Origin of the sequence: Streptococcus infantis (assembly GCF_047460405.1) — a bacterium.
GTDB lineage: Bacteria > Bacillota > Bacilli > Lactobacillales > Streptococcaceae > Streptococcus > Streptococcus infantis_Q.
The window spans coordinates 1-26,041 of sequence record NZ_JASHGH010000023.1 but is presented as its reverse complement, the minus strand read 5'-3'; the positions used below and the strand labels follow the sequence as shown (position 1 = coordinate 26,041).

17 protein-coding genes are annotated in these 26,041 nt (G+C 40.8%); 12 read left to right on the top strand and 5 right to left on the bottom strand.

Features of this window, described 5'->3' with window-relative positions:
- The 7 genes from QM928_RS09260 to folK form a co-directional block, all read left to right on the top strand.
- Positions 1–1,018: G5 domain-containing protein (locus QM928_RS09260; protein WP_414295096.1), on the top strand; the 1,018-nt coding region annotated here is incomplete at its 5' end.
- A 240-nt stretch (positions 1,019–1,258) separates the two neighbouring features.
- Positions 1,259–1,795 carry a hypothetical protein gene (locus QM928_RS09255; protein ID WP_414295097.1) on the top strand — a complete coding sequence of 179 codons (537 nt, stop codon included), beginning with the start codon at positions 1,259–1,261 and terminating at the stop codon, positions 1,793–1,795.
- A gap of 370 nt (positions 1,796–2,165) precedes the next feature.
- Positions 2,166–3,365, top strand: coding sequence for a phosphoglycerate kinase (locus QM928_RS09250; RefSeq protein WP_301559548.1), 1,200 nt, complete (start codon positions 2,166–2,168; stop codon positions 3,363–3,365).
- 300 nt (positions 3,366–3,665) lie between these two features.
- Positions 3,666–4,616 carry a dihydropteroate synthase gene (gene folP, locus QM928_RS09245; protein WP_414295098.1) on the top strand — a complete coding sequence of 317 codons (951 nt, stop codon included), beginning with the start codon at positions 3,666–3,668 and terminating at the stop codon, positions 4,614–4,616.
- 1 nt (position 4,617) lies between these two features.
- Positions 4,618–5,916 (top strand): bifunctional folylpolyglutamate synthase/dihydrofolate synthase, encoded by a 1,299-nt coding sequence (locus QM928_RS09240; protein WP_414295099.1) that lies wholly within the window; start codon positions 4,618–4,620, stop codon positions 5,914–5,916.
- 1 nt (position 5,917) lies between these two features.
- Entirely contained in the window at positions 5,918–6,472 is a 555-nt protein-coding gene (folE, locus tag QM928_RS09235) for a GTP cyclohydrolase I FolE (RefSeq protein ID WP_049510294.1), read from the top strand.
- Between the two features lie 40 nt (positions 6,473–6,512).
- A complete protein-coding gene (gene folK / locus QM928_RS09230) occupies positions 6,513–7,325 on the top strand; it encodes a 2-amino-4-hydroxy-6-hydroxymethyldihydropteridine diphosphokinase (RefSeq protein ID WP_414295100.1) in 813 nt (270 codons plus the stop codon).
- A gap of 42 nt (positions 7,326–7,367) precedes the next feature.
- On the opposite strand, the gene QM928_RS09225 is transcribed toward folK, so the two are convergent.
- Positions 7,368–7,685: a DUF960 domain-containing protein gene (locus QM928_RS09225; RefSeq protein WP_311522812.1), complete on the bottom strand. Its 318-nt coding sequence runs from the start codon at positions 7,683–7,685 to the stop codon at positions 7,368–7,370.
- 205 nt (positions 7,686–7,890) lie between these two features.
- Between QM928_RS09225 and ccpA the strand changes: the two genes are divergently transcribed.
- Positions 7,891–8,898, top strand: a complete 1,008-nt coding sequence (gene ccpA, locus QM928_RS09220; RefSeq protein WP_248034848.1) for a catabolite control protein A — start codon at positions 7,891–7,893, stop codon at positions 8,896–8,898.
- Between the two features lie 304 nt (positions 8,899–9,202).
- Here ccpA and QM928_RS09215 read toward each other — a convergent pair whose 3' ends face one another.
- Positions 9,203–10,165, bottom strand: a complete 963-nt coding sequence (locus tag QM928_RS09215) for an asparaginase (protein WP_414285615.1) — start codon at positions 10,163–10,165, stop codon at positions 9,203–9,205.
- Positions 10,166–10,230: 65 nt separating this feature from the next.
- Between QM928_RS09215 and QM928_RS09210 the strand changes: the two genes are divergently transcribed.
- Positions 10,231–11,622, top strand: coding sequence for a Cof-type HAD-IIB family hydrolase (locus QM928_RS09210; RefSeq protein ID WP_414295101.1), 1,392 nt, complete (start codon positions 10,231–10,233; stop codon positions 11,620–11,622).
- A gap of 223 nt (positions 11,623–11,845) precedes the next feature.
- Here the strand turns inward: QM928_RS09210 and QM928_RS09205 are convergent, their stop codons facing one another.
- Complete coding sequence (locus QM928_RS09205) at positions 11,846–12,298, bottom strand: universal stress protein (protein ID WP_000194258.1); 453 nt, start codon at positions 12,296–12,298, stop codon at positions 11,846–11,848.
- 145 nt (positions 12,299–12,443) lie between these two features.
- On the opposite strand from QM928_RS09205, the gene QM928_RS09200 reads away from it, so the two are divergent.
- On the top strand, positions 12,444–13,283 hold the full coding sequence (locus QM928_RS09200; RefSeq protein ID WP_248034851.1) for a metallophosphoesterase family protein: 840 nt from the start codon (positions 12,444–12,446) through the stop codon (positions 13,281–13,283).
- Between the two features lie 71 nt (positions 13,284–13,354).
- Positions 13,355–13,792 carry an Rrf2 family transcriptional regulator gene (locus tag QM928_RS09195; RefSeq protein ID WP_248034852.1) on the top strand — a complete coding sequence of 146 codons (438 nt, stop codon included), beginning with the start codon at positions 13,355–13,357 and terminating at the stop codon, positions 13,790–13,792.
- A 380-nt stretch (positions 13,793–14,172) separates the two neighbouring features.
- Here the strand turns inward: QM928_RS09195 and QM928_RS09190 are convergent, their stop codons facing one another.
- Both QM928_RS09190 and QM928_RS09185 read right to left on the bottom strand, forming a co-directional pair.
- Positions 14,173–17,874, bottom strand: a complete 3,702-nt coding sequence (locus QM928_RS09190) for a pullulanase (protein ID WP_414295102.1) — start codon at positions 17,872–17,874, stop codon at positions 14,173–14,175.
- A gap of 1,020 nt (positions 17,875–18,894) precedes the next feature.
- Positions 18,895–20,364, bottom strand: a complete 1,470-nt coding sequence (locus tag QM928_RS09185) for a M protein trans-acting positive regulator PRD domain-containing protein (protein ID WP_414295103.1) — start codon at positions 20,362–20,364, stop codon at positions 18,895–18,897.
- 290 nt (positions 20,365–20,654) lie between these two features.
- Between QM928_RS09185 and QM928_RS09180 the strand changes: the two genes are divergently transcribed.
- Positions 20,655–26,041: Rib/alpha-like domain-containing protein (locus tag QM928_RS09180; protein ID WP_414321997.1), on the top strand; the 5,387-nt coding region annotated here is incomplete at its 3' end.

The following is a 26,041-nucleotide window of genomic DNA, read 5'->3' as shown; positions in this document are numbered from 1 at the left end:
TAAGGTAGAAAGTAGTGTGCAACCATTGGACGGTTCTGGGAATCTTGTTCTCGAAAAACTAGAATTGGAAGTGAAAGAAGAAGCCGTAGCTTTCAATCACCAAGAGCGTCCAACAGCAGATCTTTTATTAGGTGAACGCCGTGTGGTTCAAGCTGGTGAAGCTGGGCAAGTCCGTCACTTGATTGAGATAGATGCTAAAGGCCATCGCACACTTCTTAAGACAGAGGTAGTCAAGGAAGCAGTGGCTGAGATTACTGAAGTTGGGACTAGGGTAGAAAGTAGTGTTCAACCATTGGACGGTTCTGGGAATCTTGTTCTCGAAAAACTAGAATTGGAAGTGAAAGAAGAAGCCGTAGCTTTCAATCACCAAGAGCGTCCAACAGCAGATCTTTTACTAGGTGAACGCCGTCTGGTTCAAGCAGGTGAGGCTGGTCAAATCCGTCATTTGATTGAGGTAGATGCTAAAGGCCATCGCACACTTCTTAAGACAGAGGTAGTCAAGGAAGCAGTTGCAGAGATTACTGAAGTCGGTACCAAGGTAGAAAGCCGTGTTGAGCCACTAGAAGGACCAAAAGTCTTGGAAGTTAAGAAACCAAGCTTGGTAGTTGAAGAAGAAGTTCTTGCATTTGGACGTGAAGAAAGAGAAAACTCAAACCTTTCAGCAGGTGAACGTCGTCTAGTTCAAGCTGGAGTTGAAGGCCTGCGTAGAAATCTTGTAGAAGTTGATGCTGAAGGCAAACGCAGTCTCAAGGGAACAGAACTTGTCAAAGAGGCGGTAGCTGAGATTGTTGAGATTGGGCCAAAAGTGGATGTCCAAGATGACAAACCTCTTGCACCTGCTCCAGTAGTACAAGCAGCTAAGCAGGAACCAGCAAAAGCAGAAGCACAAGCTGAAAAACCTGAAGGAAAACAACTTCCAAGTACGGGTGAAGAAGTAGATACAAATCTCCTTGCTTTAGGATTGGTTGGAGTCCTAGGTGGCTTTGGACTTCTAGCGCAAAAGAAAAAAGAAGAGTAAGTTGAACTTCTAAATTACCGTCTGACAAGATAATAGTATTAAAAGGCAAGAGCTATTTTTGGCTCCTGCCTTTTTGCATTCTTAGAATGTTTGTGTTAAGATTTTTATTATTTTAAAAGAAACCTTGTAATGAAATGTTTGCATGTTCTGCTTTTAAATTTTTTGGTTGTTTCTGTTTATAGAGTTATTTCTAGTAACTCTCATCAAGAATTGGTTTGGGAATAAGAAAGGAAAAAGAAGATGAAATTGTTAAAAGGAGTCATTGCTGTAATCATTGTAGTAGTGAGCCTTGGCTTAGTAGTATTTATAGGAGCGAGTATGTATGCTGTTACCACTATCAATTTGCTATCTAACTCAGTCTATTATGCGCAACGGATGCCTCATAAGGAAAGAACAGAACCCGACTTAGTCATGTTGATTGAAAACATGGGGGAGATTTATACTCCGAAAATTGAAGGTATTCGCTATGATGATGATGGAGCGAATTTTATCGAAAATTCTATCGATTCAAGTGGTTATCCTACAAGTTTTGGAGAGTCTGTTGGAGGTTATAGTTACAGTGATAAAAACGATGTGTCCTATAAGTTTAATAAAAATTTTGAGCTTGAGTGGGCTCTCGACAAAGATTATAAAAAAATTGATCTTGCAACAATTGATGAAACAAAGATAAAAGGGGAGATTAGAGAAACCCTTAAACCCATACTTGATGTACAGAGTAAACCCCTCATCAATCTGCAGTGGTTATTTAATAAAAAGTATCAAGACAGGTTTAATTAGAGATGCGGATAAGTCTTTAATTTGAAATTAAACTGAACAAAAGTGATTCAACCTTTAGAAACAGGTTAACCTTTCTATGACTTTTTCTATTCCAATATGAAACTTTCAAAATAGATTTTTAAAAATTGAACGGTTTCTGAAGAGTTAGTTAAAAAAATAAAGACACAACTCCAGACAGTAGCTCTTTCTCTATAAATGAGCAACATGCCATAGATGAAGATAAAAACAGAGAGGGATTTCCTCAGTGAGTAAAGATTGAGTTTAATTTACTAGAGAGAGCCGTTTCAGGGAAAAGTTTAAGGTTTTGCTATCTCTTTTATTGATTTTGTGATATAATTAACACGTAAAAAAAATTAAGGAGTCTTTCCAAATGGCAAAATTGACTGTAAAAGACGTTGAGTTGAAAGGGAAAAAAGTTCTCGTTCGTGTTGACTTCAACGTTCCTGTAAAAGATGGCGTGATTACTAATGACAACCGTATCACTGCAGCTCTTCCAACTATCAAGTACATCCTTGAACAAGGTGGACGTGCAATCCTCTTCTCTCACCTTGGACGTGTAAAAGAAGAAGCAGACAAAGCTGGTAAATCACTTGCTCCTGTAGCTGCTGACTTGGCTGCTAAATTGGGTCAAGAAGTTACATTCCTTCCAGGTGTAACTCGTGGTGCTGAATTGGAAGCAGCTATCAACGCTCTTGAAGATGGACAAGTTCTCTTGGTTGAAAACACTCGTTACGAAGATGTTGACGGCAAGAAAGAATCTAAAAACGATCCTGAACTTGGTAAATACTGGGCATCACTTGGAGATGGTATCTTCGTAAACGATGCATTCGGTACAGCTCACCGTGCACACGCATCTAACGTTGGTATCTCAGCAAACGTTGAAAAAGCAGTTGCTGGATTCCTTCTTGAAAACGAAATTGCTTACATCCAAGAAGCTGTTGAAGCTCCAGAACGTCCATTCGTGGCTATCCTTGGTGGCTCAAAAGTTTCAGACAAGATCGGTGTTATCGAAAACTTGCTTGAAAAAGCTGATAAAGTTCTTATCGGTGGTGGTATGACTTACACATTCTACAAAGCACAAGGTATCGAAATCGGTAACTCACTTGTAGAAGAAGATAAATTGGATGTCGCTAAAGCTCTTCTTGAAAAAGCAAACGGCAAATTGATCTTGCCAGTTGACTCAAAAGAAGCAAACGCATTTGCTGACTACACTGAAGTGAAAGACACGGAAGGTGAAGCAGTAGACCCAGGATTCCTTGGTCTTGACATCGGTCCTAAATCTATCGCTAAATTTGACGAAGCTTTGACTGGTGCTAAAACAGTTGTATGGAATGGACCAATGGGTGTATTTGAAAACCCTGACTTCCAAGCTGGTACAATCGGTGTGATGGACGCTATCGTGAAACAACCAGGCGTTAAATCAATCATCGGTGGTGGTGACTCAGCTGCCGCAGCGATTAACCTTGGTCGTGCAGACAAGTTCTCATGGATTAGTACGGGCGGAGGCGCTTCAATGGAGCTTCTTGAAGGTAAAGTTCTTCCAGGACTTGCAGCTTTGACTGAAAAATAAGAATATAAAAAAGAGGCTGGGACAAAAGTCCTAGCCTCTCAATTGTCTTTGGATTGTCGAGCAGGACGCAGTGGTTGAGTGGGCTCTACTACGCTGATTTCATCAGCTTATACAACCCTACTCAACTGTGCGGAGGTGGGACGACGAAATCGAATTCTAACGAATTACCGATTTCTGTCCCACTCTCTTTTTTTGCGCTCTTTTGTAGTCTTAATGATATTAAGGAACTGAAAGATAATTGGACAGAATCCAAAAAAAACAGTAAAATAGAGAGATACCAATCTAAATGAAATTTGAGTGATGAACGTGGAAAAAAGAGAGAATCTTACAAAAACAGCTATTTGCGGTATTATCAATGTCACCCCAGATTCTTTTTCTGACGGGGGCCAATTTTTTGCTATTGAAGAAGCCTTAAAACAGGCTCGAAAATTGATAGCTGAAGGTGCCACTATCTTAGATATCGGTGGAGAATCTACTCGACCTGGAAGTAGCTATGTTGAGATTGAAGAGGAAATCCAGCGTGTGGTTCCAGTCATTCAGGCTATTCGTCAAGAAAGTGATGTTCTGATTTCGGTCGATACTTGGAAGAGTCAAGTGGCAGAAGCAGCTTTAAATGCTGGTGCCAATATAGTCAATGACATTACAGGCCTCATGGGTGATGAGAAGATGGCAGAGGTGGTTGCTAAGGCTGGAGCTCAGGTAGTCATCATGTTTAATCCAGTCATGGCACGCCCTCAGCACCCTAGTTCACTCATATTTCCTCATTTTGGATTTGGAGAGCCTTTTACAAAGGAAGACTTAGCAGACTTTGAACAACTACCAGTAGAAGAATTGATGACAGCTTTCTTTGATCGTGCTCTAGTAAGAGCGGAAAAAGCAGGGATTTCGAAAGAAAACATCATGCTGGATCCAGGGATTGGCTTTGGTTTGACAAAGAAAGAAAATCTCATCCTCCTACGTGACCTTGATAAGCTTCACGAGATGGGCTATCCTATCTTTTTAGGAGTCTCTCGCAAGCGCTTTGTCATTAATATCCTTGAAGAAAATGGATTTGAAGTAAATCCAGATACTGAAGCTGGTTTCCGAAATCGTGATACGGCTTCGGCTCATGTGACCAGCATTGCTGCTAGACAAGGTGTGGAAGTGGTGCGCGTGCACGATGTAGGCAGCCACAAGATGGCAGTCGAAATTGCGTCTGCTATCCGTCTGGCAGACCATGCGGAAAATTTAGATTTGAAACAATATAAGTAAGATGAATAAAAACGAAACTAATCAGTGGATTGCCCACTATCGGACAGACCAACCGCATTTCGGCTTGGAAAGAATGGTAGAGCTTTTAGCTTTACGAGGCAATCCCCATCTTAAGCTTAAGGTTATCCACATCGGTGGAACCAATGGCAAGGGATCTACCATAGCCTTTTTGAAAAATATGCTGGAAAAGATGGGGCTAAGAGTTGGAGTCTTTAGCTCACCCTATCTGATTCATTATACAGACCAGATTGCCATTAATGGGGAATCTATCCCAGAAGCAAGATTAGAGTCCTTGATGGCGGATTATTGTTTACTACTTGAAGGGGAGCATGCTCAAGCCTTGCAAGGAACGACAGAATTCGAGATTATCACTGCCATAGCCTATGACTATTTTGCATTTGAACAAGTCGATGTGGCGATTATGGAAGTTGGTATGGGCGGACTTTTGGATAGTACCAATGTCTGTCACCCCATCCTAACAGGCATCACGACCATAGGATTGGATCATGTAGCCCTACTGGGTGACAGTCTAGAAGCTATCGCAGAGCAGAAAGCAGGGATTATCAAGCAAGGAGTTCCTCTAGTGACTGGTCGCATTGTCCCAGAAGCCTTGGCGGTTATTGACCAGATTGCAAAAGCGAAACAAGCTACCAGAATCGCCTATGGAGATGCCTATCAAGTCAGTCATTATGAGAGTATTGTGACTGGCGAGGTCTTTGGCTATACAAGTGCTGTTAGACAAGGTCGCTTCCAGACAGGATTGCTGGGTTTGCACCAGATAGAGAATGCAGGGATGGCGCTAGCCTTGTTAGATAGCTATTGCCAAGCGACTGGTCGAGAATTGCCAGATAATGCTTTAGTGGCTCAAGCTTTGGAAGAAACAAGCTGGCCTGGACGCTTGGAAGTTGTTGCTAGAGAACACTTGATGATTTTGGATGGGGCCCACAATCCTCATGCCATCAAGGCCTTGTTGGCTACCTTGAAAGAACGCTTTACGGACTATCAGAAGGAAATCCTCTTTACTTGTATCAAAACCAAGGCCTTGGAGGATATGTTGGACTTGCTAGAAACCTTGCCCGATACTAAGATTACGCTAACTCATTTTGAGGATAGTCGGGCGACGGATGAAAAAGTCTTGAAAGAGATGTCTGATTCTAGAAATCTCAACTTCCAAGATTGGCAAGAATTTCTAGACCAAAAATTATCAGAAAATGAAGAGAAAAAAACAGTTAGGATTATCACGGGCTCATTATACTTTTTAGCCCAAGTGAGAGCCTACCTAATGGAGGGGAAAAATTAGAATGGACACACAAAAGATTGAAGAAGCTGTAAAAATGATTATCGAGGCAGTTGGTGAGGATGCAAATCGCGAAGGGTTGCAGGAAACACCAGCCCGTGTCGCTCGTATGTACCAAGAGATTTTTTCAGGTCTTGGTCAAACTGCGGAGGAACATTTATCAAAATCCTTTGAAATTATTGATGACAATATGGTAGTAGAAAAGGATATCTTTTTCCATACCATGTGTGAACACCACTTCTTGCCCTTTTATGGGAAGGCTCATATTGCCTACATTCCAGATGGCCGTGTAGCAGGTTTATCAAAGTTAGCTCGTACTGTGGAAGTTTACTCTAAAAAGCCACAGATTCAAGAGCGTTTGAATATCGAAGTTGCTGATGCCTTGATGGAGTATTTGGGTGCTAAGGGAGCTTTTGTTGTCATCGAAGCAGAGCATATGTGTATGAGTATGCGTGGTGTTCGAAAACCAGGAACTGCGACCTTGACTACAGTAGCTCGTGGTCTATTTGAGACAGATAAGGATCTTCGGGATCAGGCTTATCGTCTGATGGGACTATAAAAGATCCGCGTCAAGCGGATTTTTCTAGAAAGGACTAGTTATGGATCAACTGCGAATTAAAGACCTAGAAATTTTCGCCTTTCATGGACTCTTTCCTAGTGAGAAGGAATTGGGGCAGAAGTTTGTCGTTTCAGCCACCCTGTCCTATGATATGACCAAGGCTGCTACAGACTTGGATTTAACTGCTTCTGTCCATTACGGAGAACTTTGCCAGCAATGGACGACTTGGTTTCAGGAAACGAGTGAGGATTTGATTGAAACAGTAGCCTACAAACTAGTAGAGCGTACTTTTGAGACCTCCCCTATCGTTCAAGAGATTGAGCTGGAACTAAAAAAACCTTGGGCACCCGTGCATCTGCCCCTTGATACTTGTTCAGTAACCATCCACCGTCGCAAAAAGCGTGCCTTTATCGCTTTAGGAAGCAATATGGGGGATAAGCAAGCGAACTTGGAGCAAGCTATTGACAAACTGCGAGCTCGTGGCATCCATATTCTCAAAGAGTCCAGTGTCTTAGCGACGGAGCCTTGGGGTGGAGTGGAGCAGGATAGCTTTGCTAATCAAGTGGTTGAGGTGGAAACCTGGTTGCCAACTCCAATCTTGTTAGAAACCTTGTTAGAGATTGAATCAGAGATGGGACGGGTCAGAGAGGTGCATTGGGGACCTCGCTTGATTGACCTAGATTTGCTCTTTGTAGAGGACCAGATCATCTATACAGACGACCTCATCTTGCCCCATCCTTATATTGCTGAGCGCCTCTTTGTTTTAGAGTCTTTACAGGAAATAGCTCCGCATTTTATTCATCCAATACTGAAACAACCGATTCGCCACTTGTACCAAGGATTGAAAAAATAAGAAAACTCTAGTTTCCTAAGTAGATAGAGGAGACTAGAGTTTTTAAAATAGGTCATTTTCTTCTGGTAGGAGAATGGTTTCCTTCCCATCCATATCCATGACCAGAACTTTAGGTGGATAGAGTGGGTCAAAGGGATGATTGAAGTCGAATTCAATCGTAGTTGGTAGATGTTGACTAGAAAAACGAAAAGTGATGGAGCCTTCATGATTCAAAAGTCGAAATTCCAATTCATCTTCTAGCTCAAAAACATGCTTTAAAAAATGATCGATTATATACCAGATTGAATCGATAACATCGTCGGGTAAATTGGTCACCACACCGAAACTGGCACATCGTCTATGAGAATCTGTAAAAGCCATTCCTATCTCCTAATTGATTTTTTTATTATCATACTGCAAACTGCTAGAAAAATCAAGAAAAGTCAACTACCTTTAAAAATATGAGAATGATTTTGAAATTTTTTCAACGAATCTTCATCAAACGCTTGAAAATGCTTACAATTAGTGGTAAAATGAGAACAGTGGAATCATGAAAACAAAATTTTCAAAGTAGAAAGGAAACGGAATGAACACAGATGATACAGTAACAATTTATGACGTTGCCCGAGAAGCGGGAGTGTCAATGGCGACTGTCAGCCGTGTTGTCAATGGCAATAAAAATGTTAAAGAAAATACTCGAAAGAAAGTCTTAGAGGTTATTGAACGTCTAGATTATCGTCCTAATGCAGTAGCACGTGGTCTAGCAAGCAAGAAAACGACAACAGTTGGAGTCGTCATTCCAGATATCACAAATACTTATTTCTCTGCCCTTGCTAAAGGGATTGACGATATCGCGGAGATGTACAAATACAACATCGTCCTTGCCAATAGTGATGAGGATGATGAAAAGGAAGTATCTGTGGTCAATACTCTCTTTTCTAAACAGGTGGATGGCGTTATCTTCATGGGTTATCATTTAACTGAGAAGATTCGCTCAGAGTTTTCACGCTCACGCACACCTGTCGTTCTTGCAGGAACAGTAGACGTAGAACACCAACTTCCAAGTGTCAATATTGACTATAAACATGCTACAGTTGATGCAGTCCGTCATCTTTTGAAGCGAAACAAAAAAATTGCCTTCGTTAGTGGACCATTAGTGGATGATATTAATGGCAAGATTCGCTTAGCTGGCTACAAAGATGCCTTAAAAGAAGCGGGAATCAACTACAGTGAAGGTCTTGTTTTCGAATCAAAATACCGTTATGACGATGGCTATGCCTTGGCAGAACGTTTGATTTCTTCTAAAGCAACAGCAGCGATTGTAACAGGAGATGAACTGGCAGCAGGTGTGTTGAACGGACTTGCTGACAAGGGAGTTTCTGTACCAGAAGACTTTGAAATTATCACCAGTGATGATTCGCAAATCGCGCGTTACACTCGTCCAAACCTAACCACCATTGCGCAACCTTTGTATGACCTCGGTGCTATTAGTATGCGTATGTTGACAAAGATTATGCATAAGGAAGAGTTAGAAGAGCGTGAAGTTCTTTTGCCACATGGTTTGGTAGAACGTCATTCAACTCGTAAAGATTAACAAGAAGAGGTCGGGATAAAAATCCCGACCTCGCTTTTTAGTAGCAGAAACTTTTTGGTCAATAGTTCAAGCATTAAGTTGGTGGTTGGAAGCTCTCGGAGTGAACTAGAAAACAAGACTTGATCTAGTAATTTCTATCTCACCGACTTTTTTATACTCAATGAAAATCAAAGAGCAAACTAAGAAACTAGCCGCAGGTTGCTCAAAGCACTGCTTTGAGGTTGTAGATGAAACTGACGAAGTCAGTAACCATACCTACGGCAAGGCGATGTTGACGAGGTTTGAATTTGATTTTCGAAGAGTATTATCCTTCCATATAGGCTCGTAATTCCTCTCCTGTAAGGCCAGCATTGATAGCAATGAGGAGTTTGAGACGAGCCTTTTGAGCATTGAGCTCTTTGACAAAGAAGACACCAGCCTTTTGTAGACAAACGCCACCGCCTTCATAGGCATAAACAGGTTCAGCAATCCCGTTAAAACAACGAGAAACCAAGGCGATTGGGAGTCCTTCTTGGATAAGGGCGTTCAATTTTTGTGATGTTTCCTTGGGAACATTTCCAGCACCGAAGGCCTGGATAATGAGTCCATCCAGTTGGTCAACAGGAAGCAAATCAAGGAGTTCTTCTGTCATACCAGCATAGACAGGGATAATAGGGACCAAGCCCTGAATCCTATCAAGGTCAAAACGAACACGGGGTTCAGCTGTTTTGAAGTAGAGAATCTCGTGTTTCATGATGAGCCCAAGAGGGCCGTGGGTCGGCGTTTGAAAGGTGCTAACATTTGTCGTGTGCGTCTTGGTCACATACTTAGCAGCGTGAATCTCGTCATTCATAACGACCAAGACACCCTTGTCAGCAGCCTTAGCGTCACTCGCTACGCGAAGGGCACTGAGATAATTGTAGACACCATCGCTTCCAAGTTCGTTGGAACTACGCATGGCACCTGTTAGTACGATTGGTTTGTGAGGAACTTCCATAGTGTCAAGGAAATAGGCAGTTTCCTCCAAGGTATCTGTCCCATGTGTAATCACGAAACCGTCATAATGATCGGCCTCCTCTTTAATTTTTTGATAGAGGGCCAGCATATGCTTGGGTTTAATATGGGGACTTGGCAGATTAAAAAAGTCGAGGGCGTGGACTTCAACTCCTTCAAGTGGATTGGATACATGATTCATAGGGTTGTCTTGACTAGTCACAACAGCGCCAGAGTCATCGGCTTGCATGGAAATAGTACCACCCGTATGTAAAACAAGGATTTTCTTAGGCATGATTTACTCACTCTTTCTGAAATGTGGTATAATCATTGTATCACAAAAGGGGAGATTGAGGTAGGATGGAAGTCAAAGCTGTTTTTTTTGATATCGATGGAACACTGGTCAACGATCGCAAGAGTGTTTTGAAATCCACTAAGGATGCGATTAAGATTGTGAAGGAACAGGGAGTGCTTGTTGGAGTAGCGACAGGGCGAGGACCTTTTTTTGTTAAGGATTTAATGGAAGATTTAGATCTGGATTTTGCTGTAACCTATAACGGCCAATATATCTTTAATAAAGACAGAGTCTTGTTTACAAGTCCTCTATCCAAATCTCATTTACGGAAGTTGATAGCCTATGCCAAAAAAGAGGGCAAGGAGATTGCTTTGGGGACCAAGGATGCCATGCTGGGTTCGAAAATCATGTCTTTTGGCCTAGGTTCTTTTTCGCAAAGAGTGAGTCGTTTTGTCCCTTCTATGTTGACTCGTACAGTTAGTTATTCCTTTAATCGAATGGTGAGTAAGGTTGTTCCTCAGAAGGAAGAAGATCTGCTCCAGTTGATGAATCAGCCCATTTATCAAGTTTTGATGCTAATGACGCCAGAAGAATCTGAGAAAGCGGCAGCTGATTTTCAAGACTTGAAATTGACTCGTAGTAATCCTTTTGCAGCCGATGTCATCAACCAAGGAAATTCCAAGCTAGAAGGCATTCGCCGAGTCGGAAAAGAGTATGGTTTTGATCTCAATCAAGTCATGGCCTTTGGTGACTCGGACAATGACCTAGAGATGCTGGCGGGTGTTGGGATGTCAGTTGCCATGGGCAACGGTAGTAGCAGTGTCAAGGAAGTGGCCAAGCATATCACAACCAGCAACCAGCAAGATGGGATTCATAAGGCCTTGGAACATTTTGGTGTTTTGGCTTCAGAAAAAGTTTTTGTCAGCCGTGATTATCATTTTAATAAGGTCAAGACCTTCCACCACATGATGGATGAACGAACTCAAGAAGAGCCCCAAGCTTGGGACTTAGAAGGTGCCACCCATAGAGCAGGATTTAAGATAGAAGAATTGGTGGAGTTTGTCCGAGCTGCTAGCTCTTCTGAAGAAGATTTCGAACAGGCAGTAGGACAGTTACACCAAGCGTTGGATAAAGCAGCAGAGAAAGTAGTCAAGAAGACACCTGCTAAGCAAGATTTGGTAGGGCAAGTGGATGCCTTGATTGACACCCTATACTTCACCTATGGTAGTTTTGTTTTGATGGGGGTGGATCCAGAACGGATTTTTGACATTGTCCATCAAGCAAATATGGGAAAAATGTTCCCTGATGGAAAAGCTCATTTTGATCCAGTGACCCACAAAATCCTAAAACCAGATGATTGGGAAGAAAAATACGCTCCAGAGCCAGCTATTAAAAAGGAGATTGAGCGCCAGATAAAGGCCTATGAACGCCACAAGGAAAGAGCCGATAAGAAATAGGCGATAGCAGAGGAAGCCTGGAATGATGTTTTGAGTTCCTAGTTTCAACTACGACATCAACAATTTATAGTTGATTGAATCTAGAATAGTACACTACGGATTCTAAAAAAACTTCTAGAAATTAAGTTGACTTTCCTAATCTCTTTGTTCACATCTTAATTCAATCTATTATATAAAAAAGAAATGAGGTTAGGAGAAAAATCCCAACCTCATTTCTTTTTTATTACAAAGTTTTATCCTTATCTCTGACGACGAGAAGATCAACGCTGGTATGGCGTAGGATATATTCTGATGAAGAACCAACTAGCAGACGCTCAAAGGCATTGAGTCCTGTTGCTCCAACTAAAATCAAATCAACCTTTTCTTTGTCTGGAATTGTTTTAGCTAAGAGAGTTTTAGGATTTCCCATCTCAATAACAACTTTAATGTCTGTGAGCCCAGCATCTTTTGCACGCTTTTCATATTCAGCCATCAAATCGTTGGCCTCGACTTGCAATTCTTCGTAAACTTCGGCATCAAATGTTGAGATGCTTTGAAGAGCACGTGTGTCAATGACATGGGCAATCGTTAGTTTTGCTTGGTTACGCAGTGCTGAATGAACCCCTTTGATGAAAGCCAAGTCAGCTTCCTTAGAACCGTCAACCGCTACCATGATATTTTCATAACGTTGTGTCATAGCAAAAACCTCCTCATTCTTATTACCTTCATTGTATTCCTTTTCACTAAAAAAGTAAAGTAAAAAACGATAGAAAAGATAGGTGCTTTTTGACTTTGACTTGGAGTTTGTTATAATAAAAATAGAAAAGCTAAGAGGAAAAGATATGACAAAAATCGCAGTATTATCAGATATACATGGCAATACAACAGCCTTAGAGGCTGTTCTGGCAGATGCCCAGAAGGCGGGGGTTGATGAGTATTGGCTCTTAGGAGATATCCTCATGCCTGGAACAGGACGAAAAAATATTCTCCAGAGATTGGACACTTTACCCATTACTCTTAGAGTTCTGGGAAATTGGGAAGATAGTCTTTGGCGAGCCTGTCATCGCAAGTTAGATGAAAGCAGACCCAGCCATCGCTATCTCTTGCGCCAGTGTCAGTATATTATGGAAGAAATTAGTAGCCAAGAGATTGAGGCACTGCAGGACTATCCTTTGCAAGTGCATCGCCAGTTTGGAGATCTGAAGCTAGGGATTAGTCATCACTTGCCTGATAAAAACTGGGGAAGAGAGCTGATTCATCTTGGTAAGCAAGAGGATTTTGATCGTCTTGTCACCAATCCAGATTGCGATATTGCCATTTATGGTCATATCCATCAGCAGTTTCTTCGTTATGGTAGTGGTGGCCAGCTTATCCTGAATCCAGGTTCGATTGGGCAACCCTTCTTTTTATCTGGGAATTTACGCAAAGACTTGCGGGCCCAATACATGATCTTAGAATTTGACGAAAAAGGTTTAAAAGATGCTGATTTTCGTCGTGTCGATTATGATATTGAGGCAGAATTACAGCTAGCCAAAGACTTACAATTACCCTACTACCAAGTTTATTATGAAAGTTTGGTTAATGGGATTCACCATACCCACAATCAGGACTTGTTGCACGAAATCGCTCAGAGTCAAGGACATGATGTTGAATTGGATGACTGGCTTAGTGGTAACTCTTGACATTACAACTAGAAGAGATATAATAAACTTAAGAAAAGAAGGAACTAATCTGACGAAAAAAGGAGAAGAGGATGCAAATTTCAAGCCGATTTACCATTGCGACCCATATGTTGATCATCATTGCCCTAAAAGGGAAGGAAAGCAAGGTGACTAGTGATTTTCTAGCTAGTAGTGTTGGAGTCAATCCTGTCATTATCCGTAAGACCTTATCTCAACTGAAAAAGGCGGAGTTGATCTCAGTTGCGCGTGGAACTGGTGGAGCAGAGATTATCAAAAATCTTGAGGATATCAGTCTTTTGGATATTTATCAAGCGGTCGAATGCCTTGGAAAAACTGGACAACTCTTTAGTTTTCATGATAATCCCAATCCAGCCTGTCCAGTTGGCGCAAATATCCACGGGGTTTTAGATGAGAAATTACAAAAGATTCAGCTAGCCATGGAGCAGGAGCTGAGCCAAACCAGTCTTGCTCAAGTGGTGGCAGATGCAGAAGCAAGGATGGAGAAATAAGAGCTTCTAGAAAGAGGCAGAACCTAGACATACCCTATCAGTAATAAAAAAATTGTCCTTATAGAGGTTGGATACTATATAGTAAAAATTCTTAGAAATGTTGACATAATGCTATTTTTAAGAGTTTTTTATTTTCTCTAGTAAAAGAAAGAGATTGAAGCAAATTGATCAAAATGAACCTTTTTTTAAATCTGAAGAGGAGAGACACAAACATAATTTTAGTAGAATATTGAGTATAAATCTTTCCACAATAAAACGCATATTATCAAGTTTTTTTAAACATCTGAATAATATGCGTTTTTCTGATTTTAAAGACTTTTCTCCCAGCCTCTTTTTACATGTTTTTCTATCAAGTTGCTGGATTTATAGAGTCCTTGCTTTTATTGTTCCTTTCTTGACTTGAGGAAGCTACCAAGTCCAAGGAGGGATAGGAGGCTGATTCCTGCAAGAGTAAGAAGAGATTTGCTCTCAGTTCCTGTGTTTGGAAGGACTTTCTGAGAAAGAGCCTCTGCAGCAGTTTCTTGGGTTTCAGGATTTGCTGCTAGGTTTTGGGCTTGCCCTTGCCCTTGTTCTTGTTCGACATTCAAGCTAGAAAGATCAAATTCTGGTTTTTCTTCCACAGCTGGGGCAACGATGGCACCGCCTTGTGCGACTCGAAGAACAGTAGCTGTAAGGGCATTTAATTTCAAGCCTTTTTCAGTCCATTCCAGTCCTTTCGGGTTGGCAATTCCGACTGGTCCTGCTTGGTTTTCATCTGCCAAAACTTCAGCATTTCTGAGGTGGGCAAAGGCAGTTCCCAAATTAAATTCGCGAGCTTTTTCGTCCGCATTGACAAAGACTGCGTAGATATCTCCGTTTGGAGCAGTGATTTGGTAGCCAATCACTACATCTTCTTTTTCCACACCATTTTGGCCTGGGACAGTAATGAGGCGGACACGTTCCTTGATATCTTCAAGACTCTTGAGTCGGAAGGCGTCTGTAGATTGACGAAGGGCAATCAAACCTTTCATGTAGTCACGGCTCTTGACATTTTCAGGGAAAGCTTTACCATCTGTAGCCTTGGTCCAATCAAACTTGTTGACAGCATCACTTGAGTCGTAAGAGTCATGGATGAAGTAAGGATAGTCAAATGGGTTACCGTCCTTGTCACGAAGTAAGTGAGATTTGTTTGGAACCTTATCCTCTGCTACTGGAGTCTTGTAGGCTGGGTCACGGAATTGTTTGGTACGTCCATACTCTTGACCAGAGTGGATAAACGGAGTTCCTTGAGCTGTCAAGACCATGAGATTTCCAAGTCGCAAACGACGATGGATTTCAGCATAGTTCTCAGCCTTGCTTGGGTCTTTTTTGATAGATTGGGCAATGATGTCAAAGAGGGTCAAGTTATCATGGGCTGCAATATACTGGATCACATCTCCAGGGCTATCTGCTTCAAAGTTGGTTGGTTGAGCAATGAGGTTTTTAAAGATGGTATTGATATCGCGTTTTCCACCTGTGATAAAGGCAGGTTGACCTTCATTTGGATAACCAGACTTGAGGTTGTTACGGATATCATCTGAAAAGACAGCGACAGTATCAGTATGTTTCATCCAATCTTGGTCAGCAGCTTTAGTAGGCATATTTTCATCACCAGAATAGGTTCTCCAACCTTCACCAAGCATGATGAGATTTGGATTGAGGGCGCGTGCAGCCTTGTAAGCTTCTTCGACAGAAGCTGCATCATGATCTCCCATCATATCGAAACGGAAACCATCTACTTTATAGGTTTCAACTAGATACTTGATAGAGTCTACCATGACGCGTTTAGACATGTAGTGGGTTGTTCCTAGACGACCACCACCAAAGCTAGTACGAGGTGTTCCGTCTGCATCCATGAAGTGGTAGTAGTTTGGCTCAAGGTCTTCAAAGATATCGACATTGGCAGTATGGTTGTAAACTACGTCTAAGATAGCACCCATGCCACGCTTATGGATTTCATTGACGAGGTTCTTAAATTCTGCGATACGTTTTTCTGGGTCCTTCGGATTGCTTGAGTACATACCAGTCAAGGAGAAGTAGTTTTGAGGGTCATAACCCCAGTTGTAGTTGCTATCGCTTGAAGCATAGGCGGACAAACGTTCTTGGTTCTTTAATTCATTGACATAATAGTAAGACAAGACGGGGAGGAGCTGGATGTGGGTTACACCCAAGTCTTTGAGGTAGTCTAGTTTTTCGATAAAGGCTTCAAAAGTACCAAATGGTTTAGTCAAATCTTTTGCGATAGCAGGATCTGAGGTAAAGTCACGAACGTGAGCCTCGTAGATGACAGCATCTTCACGAGATTTGAAGTTATGAATCTTACCATAAGTCAGGTCTTGAGGTCCAAGTTTTGCTGGATCCACAAAAGCAGCTTTAGCAACCTTATGGGCAGCGTCTGTTTTGGCTAGATCGCTGTTCCAAGCTGCTAGAGATTTGGCGTAAGGATCAAGTACGAGGACAGTCTTGCCTTGGCGCTCGATTTGATAGTGGTAGTAGTAGCCAGTATAGTTGCTGATGCCAAGACCAGAGTTTTCATTCAGAGTTTGTTTCCAGGTTCCTTTTTCTCCTTTTTCAAGAGCGACGGTTCCGACCACTTTTTCAGGATCTTTCTTATCGTAGACGACAACTGAAACCTTATCGGCACTTGGAGACCAAAGAGTCAGATCAACACGTTTACCATCTTCTTTAAGATTTGCACCGAGTGGACCATCGTAACTGTAAGTCTCATCTTTGAGACGCCAGCTTGAACGAGTTGTAAAACGGTCTGAATCGTAGGCAACGGTGTAAGGGTTTTGAGTGTCAGAGAAATCACCGATGTAAGTTACTTTCTTACCTGCTTCATCGATTGTAACATCGGAGATAGCCACTTTATTCCCTTGGTGGTCAGTGATGTTGGAATGTTTAAGGATGTCTTCTTTTTTAGCCCCAACCAAGGTAGAAAAACTACTTTCAATACGGGACTTAGCCACATGTTGGGCACCAGTCATACGGATGTCATGCACATAGTAAGGGTTGGTGTAGATTGTTTCGTCATCATCCTTAAGGAAGATTTGACTGTGGTTTTTCAGGTCAGTAAATTTATAATCTTCTTTTCTGATTTTCACATCATCGCCTTTCTTGCTCTCATCTAATAGTAAAAATCCAAATTCTCTGGCAGCTTCATTGAGCGGAATATCGATGTAGCGTCCGTGTTTTCCACTTGCAGTAAAGTCTGTACCGTCAGGCCATTCACCATTGCTTGGATTCTTGACATCACCCCAGTACCAGAGGGATTTTTTATCATAATTTCCATCTGTTCGATAATAGTTGACACGAATAGTTCCTGCTGGTTGAGGTTGATAGTTGTGTACTTTATAGTTTTCATCTAGCCAAGCTTCATTCATTTTTGGAGAGAGACGCTCTACAGAACGATCTCCAGTAAGGTTGTCCCCTTTGGTGTTGTTAATGAGGAAGCTGATTTTCTTGGCTTGCTCATTTTTTAGTTTGACATCTAGGTAGTAGCCGTAGTCGTCTTTCTTGGCATCCTTGAAAGACTGGGCGCCATTTGGCCAGTTCTCAGATGGTTTTTCAACATCATCCCAAGTCCAAAGACCTTGCGAATCTTGGTTTTCTTGAGGAAGTTTTTTGACGTGGATACGGAAGTAGTTGTCTTCAATTGGTGTTTCAGATACAGTGTCTGCTGGCGAAGCTTTCTCAGCGGCTAGACTTGATACTTCTGTTTTCTCGTCTTTATTGTTTGGAAGGCTTGGAGTAGCTTCAGTTGTAGTTGTTTCAGAAACTGCTACTGGTTCAGATGTTTTAGACTCTAGGGAAGCGTTTGCATCTTTTGGGGCCAAAATAGGCGTTTTTTCCTCAGCTTGGCTGGTTTCTGTAGTAGCTGGGTTCGCACTAATAGCGCTTACATTTTCTTGTGTGCCAGGACTAGTTTCAGCTGCAGATACAGAAGGTGCTGTTAGGGCAAGGAGGATAAAGCTTGCTCCAATAAGGACAGAGCCAGTTCCGTTTTTCAGAGAACGGATGCTGTAAATCATTTTTTTATCTGGTTGAGATGACGTGTTTTTCATAGACACTCTCCTATCATTTATTTCTATCTTAGTATAGCACGTAGTAACAGTTTATGCAATCGTTTTCTTGAATTTTATAGATGAGAAATCAGACTATGTGAAAAATCATCCTCCATTAAAATCAAATCCCCTTTTTGTTGATAGTCTACTGAAGAAATATCCTAGCCTGAGTAAAAATATTGACATTGACCAGCTCATCAGTAGATCTTGCTATATTCTAGCAAATCAAGGAAAAGTCTTTTGTTAGACTGAAATAGATAGGTTATAGTTAAATAAAATCTGAACAAATTTACTAGAGGAGTTAAGTCAATTTCTAGCAATTTTTTAGAATTCACAATGCAGAGTAAATTGAATCTAGAATAGTACATAACGGCTGCTAAAAATATTTCTAGAAATAAGTTTGACTTTCCTAATCTATTTGTTCCTATCTTATTTGAATCTACTATAGTGTTTTCTATTCAATCTGCTACACAACAAAATTATAATAGATTGACTCTAGAATAGTAGATTACGACTGCTAAAAATATTTCTAGAAATAAGTTTGACTTTCCTAATCTATTTGTTCATCCCTTATTTGAATCTACTATAGTGTTTTTTATTCAATCTGCTACACAACAAAATTATAGTAGATTGAATCTAGAATAGTACATAACGACTGCTAAAAATATTTCTAGAAATTAGTTTGCCTTTCCTAATCGAATTGTTCATACCTTATTTCAATCCACTATGTTGTAAATGAGCAAAAATTTATCGACAAGTGCGAATCCATTGTTGAAAGTAATACTCAATGAAAATCAAAGAGCAAACTAGGAAATTAGCCGCAGGTTGCTCAAAACACTGTTTTGAGGTTGTGGATAAAACTGACAAAGTCAGCTCAAAGCACTGCTTTGAGGTTGCAGATGGACGTTGACGCGGTTTGAAGAAGTATAAAAACGCATAATATCAAGTTTTTAAGATAACTGACATTATGCGTTTGTATATGTTTTAGTCTGCTTACTTGGTTATAAAACAGAGGCTTTTTTAAAGTTTACTAATGGAAAGAGTATTGAGTTCATTGACGACTTGTAGATTAGCCATGCGACCGACGTTCATGAGTTTCGGATGAACCAATCCTTCAATATCAAAGTTGGTAATGATGGCATCGTAACCCGCTTCCATGATTTCATCGACATTGAGTGTCGCTTTATCCCATGTTTCAAAGTGGATGTTTCTAGAGGTGTAAAATTGATAGAGTGAAATCAAAGCCTGAGGATGGGCAAAGTCAAACTCACTCAAAACAAGAACACGAACCTTGGTTTGGTGCTTTAGGAGTTGTTCCATTAGATCAGTTGCGTGGGTTAAAAGAGTATAGACTAGATGGATTACAGCGTGAAGTTGCTCCTTTTGTCCCAAGCTAGACTTATAGCGCATCATTTCAAAACTAGCAGCTTCGTAAAAATCTGGGAAGAACTTTTTAATCTTATTCAGTGCATAAGATTTGTTATGAGAAATGATAGATTCTGAGTTGATTTCTTGACGTTCTAGAAATGCAGTGTTATGCAAGTGCCAAATCAATTGATCGGTATTTGAAAAGTGGACATCAAACTGTCGGGTAAGATTGTCTAGAACATCTCGAGCTGAGTGATAGGAGTGATCGACTTTCTCATTGTATTCCCGCGCCTCTAGGAAATCCTCGACCGTGAAGAAAATCCCCTCTTGAGTATAGGAGCTGAAAATTTGGTTAATAGTTGAAAAGTCGAGCGTGATTCCAAGACGCTCACCAAGAGATTGCAATTCCTGCTGGAAGTTTGAAAGTTGACTAAAAATAGGGCAAAGAGAGTCAAACTCGATTTCCCCTTTAGGTCTCGGTAAAATCTTTGCTCGATGGAGATTGACTGCAATTTGTATCTTCAGCTGAAACATATTTTGGTAGGTGATGGGATAGCCTGTTACCTTGGCAAGAAAAGTCACAAGTTCCTCTACATCTTCAGAAGACAGATCAAATGGCCATTTGAAGAAACCATAGGCTTCATGGAAATACTGGGCAAAAAAGAAGCGAATGTCTCTTTCGTCTCCAATAATTGAAATAGGCGTCACCTTGAGCTTGAATTTATATTTTGACTGCAGAATATTATTGATTTCAGCAACCTTCTTACGAAGTGAGGGAAGAGAAATGTCAAGCGTTTGAACTAGGTGCTCGAAAGTAAATGGTTCTTCTAATAGGAAGAAAGCTCTGAGTACCTGAAAATTAACAGACTCTTGCAAAACGTGTCTATAAATTCGCTCAATACCAAAATTATGTTCGTTCGTCAGTATGATACCAGCAGTTGATGATAAAATATCAAAGCAAGAAAGTTGCTCGCGCATTTCTTTGATATCGCTTTTGATGATGCGTCCATTCAAATCTAGAATATCAGCCAAGGTGTCAATATGAATCCATTCTTGGTTCTCAAATAAGTATTCTAGAATTTTTAATTGTCTCTGTTCTTTGTGAGATAATAGTTCTCTCATGGGAAATACTCCTTGAAAATATAAAGTATTATAAACAAAAAAAGATAAAAAAATTATCAGTTTTTTCCTATTATAGCATGTTTTCGAAAAAAATTTTTTAAATTCGTTTATAAATTATCAATTTTTATAATAATTTTACTAAAAAAAATGGAAATTTGGAAATAATTTGTATCAAATATTTTTTAATCTCTAAAAGGTGCAAAAGACTTGACTATGTTGCTACCATATTTTATAATGGTAATGTATGTAAAACACATGCGACTCTAATAAAAAATAAATAGGAGACAAGAATGTATTTTAATCGTAAAAATGCAGAGCAGAAGAACTGGCGTATGATTAAAAAAGGAAAACATTTCCTTTTTGGTTGTTCGCTTGTTTTTGCGGTCGGAGCTAGCTTAGCTACTCAAACGGTCCATGCAGACACAGCATCGGAATCTACAGTTGAGAGTGGCTCAAAAGCTGAAGGGGCTAAGCCTGGATATGGTGGAGAAACGGGGACTTATGAAGCTCCTGCTGCTGTAGCAGAGACTCAGCCAGCAACAGTTGAAAAAGCAGTGGTAGCAGAAAACACTACTGCAAAAACAGCTAACAAAGAAGCTTTGACCCAATTGGTCGAAGAAGTAAAAGGCTTGGACAAAGCAGGAAAGACAGAAGACTCTCTTTCTCGCTTGAACACAGCACTTGAACAAGCACAAAATGTTTTGGCAAATGCAGAAGCTAGCCAAGACCAAGTGGATACAGCTCTTGCTAGCCTCAAAGAGGCTGTAGCTCAACTTGCTGCCAAAGAAGAAAAAGCAGCAACAGTAGCAACAGAAGAAAAAGCTGAAGCTACAGAGGCTAAAGCTGAAACAGCAGTAGCAGAAACTGAAGTAGCTCGTCCAAGAGGGAAACGTGATCTAAGTTCACGTTCAGCAGACCGTGCGGCCAACCGTTCAGTTGATGGATCACTCGCTGAAGGTGAATTCACTGCTCCGGGTACCAAGCAGTTTCAATCAGTTCGCTACAGTGTTGATGGAGACAAAACAACTTGGACAATCGCTGTTGTACCGCAGCATAAGAATCACCAAGCTGCTGGCTTGGTGGTCGCATCAGATGATACAATTCAAAGTATTACTGTCGTAGACCGTGGTCCTAATGCTGGACGTCTGAATGAGGATTATTACGTTGAGAAAGATTTTGGAAAGCTCCCTGCTATGAGCAATCACAAAGCTTTGGCGTCTCATTATAAATACGTTGGTGGAGGAGTTCCTGATTCGCTTACCTATAGAGTAGTGACTAAAGGGACCCATCACAATCTGTTTGCTCGTTTTGCAACAGCTATTGTAAAAAACTCACTAGAAAATGGTGGGATGAATGGTTCATCAGCTGTTAAAAATCGTACTTCAGACTTCCCAGAAGTCGGTGTTAATATCTCATCAAGACTTGCACCACAACCAGGAGTCAACAACACTTATACCCAAACAAATGACACGATTACAGTGCCTACTGTAGCTTCTACAGATACAACAATCTCAGGTACAGGTAAACCAGGTGCTATCATCAATCTTAAGAGTAAGGGTCAAACTGCTAAGCAAACCCAAGTTGCGGCAAACGGCCAATGGTCATTCCCACTTGATTTTGGTTTGAATAGTAGCGTCTCTGGTGGTCCACAGTTGGTTACTGGGGATGACATTAGCGTTACCCAAACAGTTAATGGTCAAGAAAGTGCTGCTACCCCTGTAAACATCTCTCTCGGTCACTCAGAGATCGTACCATCATCTAAATCAAAACAACAGAATAATCTTGTTGAAAATGATAGAAACGTTACCTTGAAAGTGCCACACGATGCAGGAGCAGCTTACTTCCAATTCACGGATAAAGATGGCAAGGCGCAAGAAGTTGGACTCAAACGTGATGCTGTTCCAGGTAAATGGCAAGTAAACTCTTCAAGCAGTGCACTTGCAAGTGTTGCTTCAAGTGAAGATGGTAAGTTCTACTCAACAATCAACTTGACCTTGAACAAAGATATGAAAGCTGGAACAACAGCTCGAGTTATCTCTAACATGCAAGAAGGTAGCTACTCAAGTCTTCAAGGATGGCAATCACGTAACGTTGAAGAAGCTCCAAAAGAGGAGACTCCAGCACCACAACCACAGCCACAGCCACAACCAGAACCATCAAAACCAATTACTCCAGCAGTAGATGGCGCAACTACAGCCCCAGCATCAGCCCCAGAAATTGTCAATGATTTGGCAGGTAAAGCAAGTACTCCAGCTGATGTAACAGTGAAAGCACCAGCAGGTTCAACTGTTAAACTTTACAACAAAGATGGCGTTGTGATCGGTGAAGCCGTAGCTAACGATAAAGGTGTAGCAACTGTTCACCCTACAAACAGCCTTCCTGAAGGAGAGATCACAGCTACTTCAACACCAGCAGGTGGAACAGAGTCAGCTAAGAGTGCACCGATTACGGTTACAAAAACACCATTGACCCATGAAGATGGAGGAGTTAGTGGTGATAGCTACACTCAACTTATGGTTACAGCGAAACATATTACAGTTTACCCAGGTGATCCTGTCAATGTGACAATTCAAGCAGCAGGATCACCGTCAATTCAAAAATTTTGGATTCCTACTAAGGATCCTAACGATCCTTATTTGGCAAGTGGACTAGAGTATGCGGGTGATCCAACTGTAGGTGGTTTCCTGACTACAGCTGGCTCAAAAACTTTTAGAGACCGTAAGGTGTACTATCGTGGGAACGTTGCTATGACGCAGCCTGCAGGCAGTCGCACTGCTACCTATGCTGTTCAAAATAAAAATGGGAAAGTAGTAACGAGAACTCTTACAATTACCGTTCTTGAGACTGCTAAGAAGTATGACCCAGTTGCAGGTACAAAAGTAGATATTGCAAATCCAAACAACGTTAGTGAAGATGAAAAGACCAAGATCATCGACTCAGTTAAAACTGCTAACCCAAGTCTTCCAGCAGAATCACAATACAGTGTAGATGAAAAGGGTAACCTTACTATCACTTATCCTGATAAGTCAACAGATAAGATTTCTGCTGCATATCTAGTTAATGCAGTAGATAAAACAGCTCCGGATAAACCAGTAGTGAACACAGACCTTACAGGTAAAGCAGGCACTAAGACTCCAGTTGAAGTTACTGCAGAAAAAGGTTCAACTGTTGCCCTTTACGATAAAGACAACAACAAGATCGGTGAAGCAACTGCAGGAGAAAATGGCAAAGCAACGATTACACCAAAAGTTGATATTCCAGCAGGTAATGTCACAGCGAAAGCAACTGATGCAGCAGGTAACACATCAGATGCAAGTAATCCTAAAGTAGCGACAGATACAACAGCCCCAGCAAAACCAGTTGTGAACACAGATCTTACAGGTAAAGCCGGCACTAAGACTCCAGTTGAAGTAACTGCAGAAAAAGGTTCAACCGTAGCCCTTTACGATAAAAACAACAACAAGATTGGTGAAGCAACTGCAGGAGCAAATGGAAAAGCAACGATTACTCCAAAAGTTGATATTCCAGCAGGTCCTGTAACAGCCAAAGCAACAGATGCGGCAGGTAACACATCAGTAGCAAGTGATCCTAAAGAAGCAACTCCAGCACGTGTAAACGTAGCACCAACAGTAGAGATTCCATACTCAGATCCAGCTCCGGATAAAAAAGAAGTTTATCTTTATACTGGAGAAGAAGCTGACGTTGATATTACCTTTAACGATGATTCGGGTAAAATTAAATCTGCTGCGTTAAAACAAGGTGGTAATAGACCATTATCAGCAGTTAATGGCAATCCAGATAAACAGGATAATCAATTCGGTTACACTGTAACAGCAATTAATTCTGAAACAGCGACACCTGCGAAAATTAAAGTAACAGGACAAGTTTCTGGCATAGCGGCAGAAAAATTACCGAAAACAGAGGATGATTCTTTAGATCTTGTAACGCGTTTTGCAACTGCAACAGATACAGATGGAAAACAAATTGAAAATAATGCAACAAAATATGTTCCAGGGACTAAAAATATTACAGAATCTTATAAAACTGACCCAGGTGCAGTAACTTTCGTATTAAAAGCACAAACTAAGAAATATGATATCAAAACTCCAGCATCGGCTGATAAAGTAACCGTATCAGATGCTAACAATGTTACTGATAAAGAGTTTGAAAAAATTAAAGAGAAAGTTAAAGTTGAATATTCTCAAAACAATCCAGATGCACGTTTAGCTGACAAAAAAGGTGAAGAAGTAGAAGATGCTTCAAAAGTTGTTGATAAAGTAGAAAAAGAAGGAAACAAAGTTGTTGTAACCTATAAAGATGGTTCTAAAGATACAAAACCATTGTCAGAATTTGTAAACGTAGCTCCAAAAGTAGAACTTCCATACTCAAATGAAGCTAAGAAAGAAATCTATGTTTATACAGGTGAAAACACTGATTTAACATTCAAAGCATCAGACAACACTGCTGTTAAAGATATGTATGTACGTGGTCCTGGTGGTATTGGAAAAGATAATACGGCAGATTACGGTTTCACAACTGGAAAAATCGAGAATTCAGCAGTCACTCATGGTGATGGTACTGTATCAGGTGCTACAGCTACTATTAAGATGACAGGTGTTACAACACTTAAAGCTCCAAACCATTGGACAAGTTTTGTTGTTGCTAATGACAATGATAATGCACCATCAAATACAGATTTTAATGCATTAGATAAAAATCCGAATGCAACTCAGACTCCAGGATATGTTCACTTTATCGTTAAATCTCAAACAGATAAGTACGATATTGCAACTCCAGCTCCAGCTGATAAAGTTGAGGTAGCAGATCCAACCAATGTAACAAACGATGACTTAGATAAAATCAAAGAAAAACTGAAACTTGAGTACAACAAGAAAAATGATGATGCGAATATCGCAAAAGATACTCCAGTTGATAAAAATGGTAAGATTCAATCAGTCAAAAAAGATGACAAAGGAAATCTTGTAGTAACATATACAGATGGTTCTACAGATACAAAACCATTGTCAGAATTTGTAACTAAAAAACCAACAGATGCAGATAAGAACGAGCCAACACCAAAAGCTCAAACTGTAGATAAAGGAACTGAACCAAAAGCAGAAGATTCAATCGGTAACTTGAAAGATCTTCCTAAGGGTACAACAGTAGCCTTCAAGGATCCAGTAGACGCAACAACACCAGGTGAAAAACCTGCGACAGCAGTTGTAACTTACCCAGATGGTTCTAAGGAAGAAGTTCCAGTTAAAGTAACTGTTACAGACCCAAGTTCAAAACCAACAGATGCAGATAAGAACGAGCCAACACCAAAAGCTCAAACTGTAGATAAAGGAACTGAACCAAAAGCAGAAGATTCAATCGGTAACTTGAAAGATCTTCCTAAGGGTACAACAGTAGCCTTCAAGGATCCAGTAGACACAACAACACCAGGTGAAAAACCTGCGACAGCAGTTGTAACTTACCCAGATGGTTCTAAGGAAGAAGTTCCAGTTAAAGTAACTGTTACAGACCCAAGTTCAAAACCAACAGATGCAGATAAGAACGAGCCAACACCAAAAGCTCAAACTGTAGATAAAGGAACTGAACCAAAAGCAGAAGATTCAATCGGTAACTTGAAAGATCTTCCTAAGGGTACAACAGTAGCCTTCAAGGATCCAGTAGA